General features: G+C 65.1%; 7 protein-coding genes. 2 read left to right on the forward strand and 5 right to left on the reverse strand.

Going from position 1 to position 9,584, the window contains the following annotated elements; all coding sequences use genetic code 11:
- Positions 1–197: 197 nt before the first annotated feature.
- The 4 genes from carB to NKI69_RS33055 all read right to left on the reverse strand — a co-directional run bounded on the left by carB (position 198) and on the right by NKI69_RS33055 (position 6,583).
- Positions 198–3,695 carry a carbamoyl-phosphate synthase large subunit gene (gene carB, locus NKI69_RS33040; protein ID WP_352723409.1) on the reverse strand — a complete coding sequence of 1,166 codons (3,498 nt, stop codon included), beginning with the start codon at positions 3,693–3,695 and terminating at the stop codon, positions 198–200.
- A gap of 238 nt (positions 3,696–3,933) precedes the next feature.
- On the reverse strand, positions 3,934–4,833 hold the full coding sequence (locus NKI69_RS33045) for an SH3 domain-containing protein (RefSeq protein ID WP_352723411.1): 900 nt from the start codon (positions 4,831–4,833) through the stop codon (positions 3,934–3,936).
- A 178-nt stretch (positions 4,834–5,011) separates the two neighbouring features.
- Positions 5,012–5,776, reverse strand: a complete 765-nt coding sequence (locus NKI69_RS33050) for a metallophosphoesterase family protein (RefSeq protein ID WP_128305504.1) — start codon at positions 5,774–5,776, stop codon at positions 5,012–5,014.
- Between the two features lie 450 nt (positions 5,777–6,226).
- Entirely contained in the window at positions 6,227–6,583 is a 357-nt protein-coding gene (locus tag NKI69_RS33055; RefSeq protein ID WP_128305503.1) for an ArsR/SmtB family transcription factor, read from the reverse strand.
- Between the two features lie 199 nt (positions 6,584–6,782).
- Between NKI69_RS33055 and NKI69_RS33060 the strand changes: the two genes are divergently transcribed.
- Entirely contained in the window at positions 6,783–7,961 is a 1,179-nt protein-coding gene (locus NKI69_RS33060) for an MFS transporter (RefSeq protein WP_352723413.1), read from the forward strand.
- A 28-nt stretch (positions 7,962–7,989) separates the two neighbouring features.
- Here the strand turns inward: NKI69_RS33060 and NKI69_RS33065 are convergent, their stop codons facing one another.
- On the reverse strand, positions 7,990–8,448 hold the full coding sequence (locus NKI69_RS33065; RefSeq protein ID WP_023809701.1) for a MarR family winged helix-turn-helix transcriptional regulator: 459 nt from the start codon (positions 8,446–8,448) through the stop codon (positions 7,990–7,992).
- A 207-nt stretch (positions 8,449–8,655) separates the two neighbouring features.
- Here NKI69_RS33065 and NKI69_RS33070 point away from each other — a divergent pair, with 207 nt between their 5' ends.
- The gene (locus tag NKI69_RS33070; RefSeq protein ID WP_023809700.1) at positions 8,656–9,450 is read left to right on the forward strand and encodes an SDR family NAD(P)-dependent oxidoreductase; all 795 of its coding nucleotides are present in this window, start codon (positions 8,656–8,658) and stop codon (positions 9,448–9,450) included.
- Positions 9,451–9,584: the final 134 nt, after the last annotated feature.

A 9,584-nucleotide genomic window follows, 5' to 3' on the forward strand; every position in this document is an offset into this window, starting at 1 on the left:
GCGCGAGCACAAGAAGCTCGCTCTACGCCAAGCCGCATGACCAGCTTCATGATCGCCCATTTTGCAGAACTTGACGCACACAACCGGATATTTCGCTGCACTGAGGATGGTGCCAATATCTGTTGGTAGGCGCTGCCCCTCATCTGCCTACCGGCATCTTCTCCCCGTATAGTGACGGGGAGAAGCAAGCTAATCGCTTAAGCAAAATACTCCTGCAGCGGCCTGACCTCCAAACTCCCCGCCTTCAGCGCCGCGATCGCCTCCGCCACGGCCGCCGCGCCCGACAGCGTCGTGTAATACGGTACCTTCTGCATTAGCGTGGCGCGACGGAGCGACTTCGAGTCCGACACCGCCTTCTGGCCGTCCGTCGTGTTGAAGACGATCTGCACCTGGCGGTTGCGGATGGCGTCTTCGATGTGGGGGCGTCCCTCCAGCACCTTGTTGATTTTCTGCGCGTCGACGCCGTTTTCGGCAAGGAAGCGGGCGGTGCCTGATGTGGCCAGCACCTTGAAGCCGAGGCCAGCGAGGCGCTTGACCGCCGGCAATATGCCCTTCTTGTCCTCATCGCGTACCGAGACGAACAGCGTGCCGGAGCGTGGCAGGTCGACGCCGGCGCCGAGCTGGCTCTTGGCGAAGGCCAGCGCAAAATCGCGGTCGAGGCCCATGACCTCGCCGGTCGAGCGCATTTCCGGGCCGAGCAGGATGTCGACGCCGGGGAAGCGGGCGAAGGGGAAGACGGCTTCCTTGACCGCGATGTGGCCGGGGTTCCTGGGGTCGGGCATGGCGCCGTAATGGGCGAAGGCGTCTTCCAGCTTTTCGCCGGCCATGATGCGGGCGGCGATTTTCGCGATCGGCCGCCCGATGGTCTTGGCGACGAAGGGCACGGTGCGTGACGCCCGCGGGTTGACCTCCAGCACATAGACCGTGCCGTCCTTGATCGCGTACTGCACGTTCATCAGGCCGCCGACATTGAGCGCACGGGCAAGGGCTGATGTCTGGCGCTCCAGCTCGTCGACCAGCTCGGAAGGCAGCGAGTGCACCGGCAGCGAGCAGGCGCTGTCGCCCGAATGGATGCCGGCCTCCTCAATGTGCTCCAATATGCCGGAGACGAAGGTCGACTTGCCGTCGCAGAGGCAGTCGACATCGACCTCGATGGCGCCACTGAGATAGGTGTCGAACAGCAGCGGGTTCTTGCCCAGCAGCGTGTTAATCTGGCCGGTCTTGTCGTTGGGGTATTTCTGCTTGATGTCCTCCGGCACCAGGCCGGGCACGGTGTCGAGCAGATAGGTCTGCAGCATGCCCTCGTCATGGATGATCTGCATGGCGCGGCCGCCGAGCACATAGGACGGGCGCACCACCAGCGGGAAGCCGAGCTCGCCGGCGACAAGGCGGGCCTGCTCGACCGAATAGGCGATGCCGTTCTTCGGCTGGCTGAGGCCGAGCTTGTGCAAGAGCTTCTGGAAGCGGTCGCGGTCTTCGGCCAGATCGATCATGTCGGGCGAGGTGCCGAGGATCGGGATGCCGGCCTTCTCCAGCGCGTCCGCGAGCTTCAGCGGCGTCTGGCCGCCGAACTGGACGATGACGCCGACCAGTTCGCCCGACGCCTGCTCGGCGCGCAGGATCTCCAGCACGTCTTCGGCCGTCAGCGGCTCGAAATAGAGCCGGTCCGACGTGTCGTAGTCGGTCGAGACCGTCTCCGGGTTGCAGTTGATCATGATCGCTTCATAGCCGGCGTCGCGTAGCGCGAAGGCGGCGTGGCAGCAGCAATAGTCGAACTCGATGCCCTGGCCGATGCGGTTGGGGCCGCCGCCGAGGATGACGACCTTCTTGCGCGACGAGACCTGCGCCTCGTCGGCCAGCGCGCCGGCAAACGGCACTTCATAGGTCGAGTACATGTAGGCGGTGGGCGAGGCGAACTCGGCCGCGCAAGTGTCTATGCGCTTATAAACCGGATGAACGTCGAGCTTTTCGCGAGCTTTCTGAATCACTTCGGCGTCTGTTTTCGTCAATGACGCGAGGCGGGCGTCCGAGAAACCCATGGCCTTGAGCATGCGCAGGTTGACGGCATCCTCGGGAATGCCGTGCTCGCGGATGCGGGCTTCCATGGCGACGATGCCTGCGATCTGTTCAAGGAACCACGGGTCGATCTTGCACATGGCGTGCACGTCTTCCAGCGAAGTGCCCATGCGGATCGCCTGGGCCACCATGCGCAGCCGGTCCGGCGTCGGCGTGCCCAGCGCGGCGCGGATGGCGTTGCGGTCGTCGGCATGGTTGGCCGCACCATAACCGAGGCCGGGGATCTCGATCTCGTCGAGACCCGTCAGGCCGGTTTCCAGTCCGCGCAAGGCTTTCTGCAGCGATTCCTGAAAAGTGCGGCCGATGGCCATGACTTCGCCGACCGACTTCATGGCGGTGGTCAGCACCGGCTCGGCGCCGGGGAATTTCTCGAAGGCAAAGCGCGGGATCTTGGTGACGACGTAATCGATCGACGGCTCGAAGGAGGCGGGCGTGGCGCCGCCGGTGATGTCGTTCTCCAACTCGTCCAGCGTGTAACCGACGGCGAGTTTTGCCGCGATCTTGGCGATCGGGAAACCGGTCGCCTTGGAGGCCAGAGCGGACGAGCGCGAGACGCGCGGGTTCATCTCGATGACCACCAGGCGGCCGTCGGCCGGGTTGACGGCGAACTGCACGTTGGAGCCGCCGGTCTCGACGCCGATCTCGCGCAGCACCGCGATCGAGGCGTTGCGCATCATCTGATACTCCTTGTCGGTCAAGGTCAGCGCCGGGGCGACGGTGATCGAGTCGCCCGTATGCACACCCATCGGGTCGATGTTCTCGATCGAGCAGACGATGATGCAATTGTCCGCTCTGTCGCGGACAACCTCCATCTCATACTCCTTCCAGCCGAGCACGCTCTCCTCGATCAGCACTTCGGTGGTCGGCGAGGCGTCGAGGCCGGACTGGACGATCTCGTAGAATTCGGCGCGGTTGTAGGCGATGCCGCCGCCGGTGCCGCCCATGGTGAAGGACGGGCGGATGATTGCCGGCAGGCCGACATGGTCGAGCGCCTGGGCGGCGATCGCCATGCCATGGCTGATGTAGCGCTGCTTGCGGTCGCCTTCGCCGAGGTTCCAGCGGGTTTCCAGCGCGTCGAGCGCGGCATCGAGATCGGCCGGCGCTTCGGCCTTGACCGCTGCGCGCTCTGCCTCATGCGTCTTGCGGTCGGTGTTCTTGACGTCGGTGGCGTTGGCCAGCATCGACTTCGGCGTTTCCAGGCCGATCTTCTTCATCGCCTCGCGAAACAGCGCGCGGTCCTCGGCCTTGTCGATGGCTGTGGCGTCGGCGCCGATCATCTCGACATTGTAGCGCTCCAGCACGCCCATGCGGCGCAGCGACAAAGCGGTGTTGAGCGCGGTCTGGCCGCCCATGGTCGGCAGCAGCGCGTCGGGCCGCTCCTTGGCGATGATCTTGGCGACCACTTCAGGCGTGATCGGCTCGATATAGGTGGCGTCGGCCAGTTCCGGATCGGTCATGATGGTGGCCGGGTTGGAATTGACCAGGATGACGCGGAAGCCTTCCTCCTTCAGCGCCTTGCACGCCTGCGTGCCGGAATAGTCGAACTCGCAGGCCTGGCCGATGACGATGGGGCCGGCCCCGATGATCAGGATCGACTTGATGTCAGTGCGTCTTGGCATGTCAAAGGTCCGTTCGGCGGGCGGCTTGCACAAAAAACCGGGACGGGAAGACCCGGCCGGTTGTGCTCGCGATTCTGGTATCAGGCTAGGAGGGCCTTATAGGGAAGAGTTCTGACTGATGTAACCCCGAAAATGCGAGGTAGGGGAGTAGGGGAATAGGGGAATAGGGGAATAGGGTGGGTTCGAGGGAATTCCAAACATACTCCCTTATTCCCCTACTCCCTTACTCCCTTAAATTCTAATTCCCCAGCGCCAGCTGATCCGTAATCTCAAACCGCTCGGCCTTGCCGATGCGGATCATGTTGAGGCTGCCCTCCCGAGTGAAGCGGAAATTGCCGTCCGCGTCGGAACCGGCCGGCTGGCCGGCACGGAAGGAGATGATGCGCGTGCCGCCATCGGGCCAGGTCACAGTGATGTTCGCCTTGTCGGCGGTGTGCACCACGCTGACCTTGCAGCGCTCCATTGGCTGGCCGACATAGCGGGCGCAGGGAATCTCGGGGCCAGAAGCCGGCGTCGGAACGGAATCAAGCGGGACGTCAGGCGCCGCCAGCGCCAGTACGTACGCATCCTGCATCGCGGCGCGGCCGATTTCGGTGGCGGATTTTGGCGTGCTTTCGACTGCCGGACCGGCGCCGCCAAGCCGCGCTGTCAGGTCGGGCGGTGCGACCGGCGCCCTATTGGTGGCCTGCGATTGATCCGGCGCCGAGGCCTGCCCGGCCTCATTGGCGCTGCCGGTGGAGGCAACCACCGGCGCATCGGCCGGTCTTGTCTCGCCTTCGACATAGGGGGCCGGATTGAGGGGGATGAGATAGCGCGCCGGCGCCCAGCCGCTCAGCTTCTCCTTGCCCGTGCTCTCGATCTTGCACCATTTGTAGCCGTTGATGTCGTTGCAGCCGAGATTGGTGACCATGTCGCCGCTGCTCAGCCGCGCCTCGACCGTGGCGACCGGCGATGCGGTGGTGCGGACCTTGAGAAGGTCGTCCGGCGCCAGGCCGGTGACGACGGAGATGACGAGGTCCGGCGCCTCTTGGGCCATCTCTTCAGCCATAGCGGGGGCAATCACCGGCCACGCCGTCATCAACAGCGGAGCAGCAATCAGCGCATGCAGGGTTGTTCGGAGCGTAACTGTGCGCCTCATCGTTTGGCCGTGCGCTGACATCATGCCGCGGCGGATCGAGCCCGCCGCAAGCCCGGCCGGTTTTATAAGGGACGACGCGGCGCCATGTAAGCCCGAAAATTCGGCTCGCCGTTCCGCCAGTCCCAACCCGGCCCGCCAGGCCGTGAGCCTACTCAGCCGGGCATGAACGCAAGAGCGTTCAGCCGGGCAGGGGCATGAACCCTGTTCTGAGCGCGTGAGCCCATTCCGGCCGGCCCGCCTGTTCGGCTTGCCTGGCGGCCGCCTCGTGGTCGTAGTCGACGGCGATGGCCTCGAAGCGGTCGGACTGGCCGTTGCTGCCCAAGGTGACGATGCCGTAGCGCGCATGCGGCGAGCCCTGCTCGGAGACATGCGCCGGCGGTGTGGAATCGTCATAGGCGGGGCAGCCGATGCTGCCCGGGTTGAAAATGACGGGACCATCGGGGACGCGGATCAGTTCCGCGCGGTGGCTGTGGCCGCACAGCGCGATGCGGCAAGCCGGGTCGAGCGCCTTCAGCCGCCGCCGGATCGCCGTCAGCGGCGCACGCACCAGCTGGCCATTGACGATGGTATCGGCGAGATATTTCTCGTCATGGTCGGGACGGGCGTGGAAAGCGATGATTCCGGGTGCGATCTCCAGCGTCAGCGGCTGGGCGAAAAGCATCTGGCGCTGCGTCTCGGTCAGCCGCTCCTGCGCATAGGCGTCGGAGGGCCACATGGTGTCATCAGCGGGGTCGGCGGCGACACGGCGGTCGTGGTTGCCGCGCACTGTCGGCAGGTTCAGCGCCTCCAACCGCGCAAACGTCTCGCGCGGCCATAGCGGGCCGGAAACGCTGTCGCCGAGATTGACGGTCAGGTCGGCGCCGCCGCGCCGGCGCAGATCATCGAGCACAGCGTCGAGTGCCAGGACGTTGCCGTGGATATCGGCCAGTACGGCAATGCGCATAGGGGGAGGCTCCGTGGGTTGGCGGCCCCGTTTTACGGCAGGGCTATCGCATATGGGAAGCCGAGGCTTCTGCTCTACGATGTACCCCACCTGACTCGCGCCTTTCCTCTCCCCCGTCGATCGGGGGAGAGGTGGCGAGCGAAGCTCGACGGAGTGGGGGTCGAACTTTTGTTAAAGCAAAGCCTCTACCTGATTGCCGCTTGCCTGAGGTTTCGTGCTCGCCGGGTTGTGCCTGTCTTGCGGGGCTGCGCGTTTCGCGAACGGCTTCCCCCACTCCGTCGCTGCTTCGCAGCGCCACCTCTCCCCCCTCCGGAGGGAGAGGAAGGGAGCCAAGGTTGGCGAAGTCGCGCCTTCCCTCTCCTCCGTCGACGATAGAAGCTCGACGGAGTGGGGGCCATCTTCGTAAGAATTCATATGCGAGCTCTGCGTTTCATCGGGCGAGGAAACAGCCTACGCGTGCACTTCGATATCGTGGCCGCCGACCGCCGGCACTGCCGGATCGTCGCCGGCGGCGGCGATGACGCTGTCGAGCAGGCCGGGGAAGCGGGCGTCGAGATCGGCGCGGCGCAGTGTGATCATGCGGTTGGTGCCGACCACCTCGGCACGGGTGACGCCGGCCTCGCGCAGTTTGGCGAGGTGGTAGCTCAGATTGGTCTTCGAGCCGAAATCCAGGAACTGGCTGCAGTTCAGCGGCACGCCTTGCTTGCTGGCGAGATAGCGCACGATGGCGAGCCGGGTCGGATCGCCGAGCACGCCAAGCACGATCGGCAGGCTGATCTGGTCCGTATTGGGGTGTGGCAAGGTCATGGCTCGAAACTAAGCACAGTCGGGTCCGATTTCAACGCATCCATCATTGTTGGCCCGCACGCGGCCTTTCTCCGTCTCGCGCCGACCTGTGCTGACACAGGGCTGTCAGGAAGGTTCAGCTATTTTTCCCTGGCTTCATTGACATGATGCCCTATTATGTCCAATTGTTCAATAACTTTTGAACTAAGGACATCCCGCCATGGACAAGCGCCTTTTCTGGCTAGCGCTCGGATCGTTTACGATCTCGACCGAAGGCTTCGTCATCTCCAGCCTTCTGCCCGACATCGCGGCGGATGCCGGCATCTCCATTCCGCTGGCCGGCACGCTGATCACCGCCTTTGCGCTCGCCTATGCGATCGGCACGCCGATCCTGGCGACGCTGACAGGCGAATGGGACCGGCGCCGCGTCATCCTGTGGACGCTGGTGTTCTTCGTGCTCGGCAACATCGCCGCTGCCTTGAGTTCCTCCTTCGAACTGCTGCTGATCGCGCGCATCGTCATGGCGCTGTCGTCGGGCCTGTTCGCCGCAACCGCGCAAGGCACCGCGGTGGCGCTGGTCGATGACCATCACCGGGCGCGTGCAATCGCCGTCGTCGTTGGCGGCACTACGGTGGCCGTTGCCCTGGGTGCGCCGCTGGGCGCGCTCGTTGCCACCGTTGCCGGCTGGCGCGGCACCTTTTTTGCCATCGCCGGCCTTGGCGCGCTTGCAGGCGCGATCCTGTGGTACCGGCTGCCGCGGGGCATCGTTGGCACCAGGCTGCCCTTGAAGCGCAGGCTGGCGGCAGCGCTGCGTCCCGGCGTGATGCCGATCCTGTTGACGACGGTGCTGGCGCTGATCGGCGCCTTCACCGTCTTTGCCTATGTCGCGCCGCTTGCCATCGAGGGCGGCGGTCTCAGCCAGATCGCGCTGCCCAGCATGCTGCTCGCCTTCGGCGTCGGCGCCGTCATCGGCAACATTGGCGGCGGCCAGGCCGCCGACCGGTTCGGCGCGACCCGCACCGTCGGCTGGTCGTTGGCGCTGAGCGCCGGCATGCTGGTCCTGCTGTCGGTCATCCCGACCTTTCTGCCGCCGCATATTGCCGGACCGGCGCTGATGGCGATGATGGTGCCGTGGGGCATCGTCGGCTGGGCCTTCCCGCCGGCGCAGGCCAGCCGCATCATCAAGCTGGCGCCCGATGCCGCCCCGATCGTGCTGTCGCTCAATGCCTCGGCGCTCTATCTGGGCGTCGCACTCGGCGCGGTGGTGGGCGGTGCCGTGCTGCGCTACGGCGCGCCGGCCGATCTCGGCCTGATCGCCGCGATCTTCCCGATCGTCGGGCTTGGCATCGTGGTGGCCGGCCGCCGGGCGGCTCGGCCCGTGGCGATGCCTGCCGAGTAGAGTCTGTTGACAACGGCGGCCCAACGCCTCAGGGCGTGGCCGGCGGCAGATCGAAATCCAGCGCGGCGATCTCATCCAGAGCCGCGCGCAGCCTTTCCGCCTTGTCCTTGCCGGCCACGTCCTCGAAGCGCTGCTGGGCGATGTGCCACAGCTTCATCGCCTCATCGAGCTTGACCAGACCCTGCGGCGTCAGCCGCACGCGCTTGACGCGGCGGTCGTCCGGATCGGCGAAGGTCTCGACATAGCCGTCGCGGATCAGTGGCTTCAACGTATGACCGAGCGCCGACAGGTCCATGATCAGCGACGTGGCGATGGCGCCCATCGCCGGCTCGTCGCCGATATGGATCTGGTAGAGCAGGCCCTGCTGTGTCGCCTTGAGGCCTGACGGCTCCACCACATCATCATAAAACTTGCCGAGCTTGCGCGCCGCACGGCGCAGCGCGGCGTTGTTGCAGAGCGTGAGGCCGGGCAAGCTGTCCTTTGACATGATGGTCCTTGGCGCCGGCGAATGAGGCCCGGCTGCTACCCTCAAATAATCCTCGTCCGTATCATTGACAAGATAGTGGCATATGCCTACTTCACAATTAGTGGCCTATGCCACTAATTCAAATCAAGCGGCTTTCCGGCAGCGCGGCAGATGCCACGGCGCCGGATCAGTCGAAGCGAACCAGATCAGTCGAAGAAGGACAGGACAATGAGTGGACAGGGCAACAAGGGCACGGCGGTCGTCACCGGTGCTTCGTCGGGCATCGGCGCGGTCTATGCCGACCGGCTGGCGGGGCAGGGCTACGATCTGGTGCTGGTGGCGCGGCGCGCCGACCGGCTGGAGGAACTGGCCGGGAAGCTGCGCCAGACCTATAGCCGCAAGGTCAGCGTGATCAGCGCCGACCTCTCCAACGACGACGACGTCCGCCGCGTCGAGCAGGAGATCGCCAGCGACGACAGCGTGACGCTGCTGGTCAACAATGCCGGCCTTGGCGGCCAGTCCGTGGTGGCAACCGCCGATGCGGACGCTGCCGAACGCATGATCAAGGTCAATGTCATCGCCTTGACGCGGCTGACCCGTGCCGTGCTGCCGGGGTTTTTGGCGCGCAACCGAGGTGCGGTCGTCAACATCGCCTCGGTGCTTGCCTTCGACACCTCGTTCGGCGGCATCTACAGCGGCACCAAGGCCTATGTCGTCAACTTCACCGAGGCTCTGCACCGCGAGGTCGAGGGTACGGAGGTGAAGGTGCAGGTGGTGCTGCCGGGCGCGACACGGACCGATTTCTGGGAGCTTGCCGGCAGCGATATCGACCAGCTTCCGAAGGAAATCATCATGACGGCCGACGATATGGTCGATGCGGCCCTTGTCGGCCTTGCCAGGGGTGAAGCCGTCACCGTGCCGGCGCTCGCCGAGCCGGCCAAGCTGGACATTTTCCTCGGTGCCCGGCAGGCCTTCTACGGCAGCCTGCACGCCGACAAGCCTGCGGCCCGCTACGCGGCTTGAGGGTTTCGAGGCCGATAGCAGAAACTGGGTTCCTCGCCCCCACGTGAGTGGGGGAGAGCGACTATCTGGGGTGTCAAGTTGCAATTACGAACTCGTTGCGCGCATCGCGTGCTTTTGCATTGAGGATGACCAGG

The sequence above is a fragment of the Mesorhizobium sp. M0491 genome, from assembly GCF_040321265.1.
Classification (GTDB): Bacteria; Pseudomonadota; Alphaproteobacteria; order Rhizobiales; family Rhizobiaceae; genus Mesorhizobium.

Bases quoted from the DNA above. Each gene is read 5' to 3' on its own strand.
- carB (WP_352723409.1), bottom strand. From the start codon at position 3,695: ATGCCAAGACGCACTGACATCAAGTCGATCCTGATCATCGGGGCCGGC.
- NKI69_RS33045 (WP_352723411.1), bottom strand. From the start codon at position 4,833: ATGAGGCGCACAGTTACGCTCCGAACAACCCTGCATGCGCTGATTGCT.
- NKI69_RS33050 (WP_128305504.1), bottom strand. From the start codon at position 5,776: ATGCGCATTGCCGTACTGGCCGATATCCACGGCAACGTCCTGGCACTC.
- NKI69_RS33055 (WP_128305503.1), bottom strand. From the start codon at position 6,583: ATGACCTTGCCACACCCCAATACGGACCAGATCAGCCTGCCGATCGTG.
- NKI69_RS33060 (WP_352723413.1), top strand. From the start codon at position 6,783: ATGGACAAGCGCCTTTTCTGGCTAGCGCTCGGATCGTTTACGATCTCG.
- NKI69_RS33065 (WP_023809701.1), bottom strand. From the start codon at position 8,448: ATGTCAAAGGACAGCTTGCCCGGCCTCACGCTCTGCAACAACGCCGCG.
- NKI69_RS33070 (WP_023809700.1), top strand. From the start codon at position 8,656: ATGAGTGGACAGGGCAACAAGGGCACGGCGGTCGTCACCGGTGCTTCG.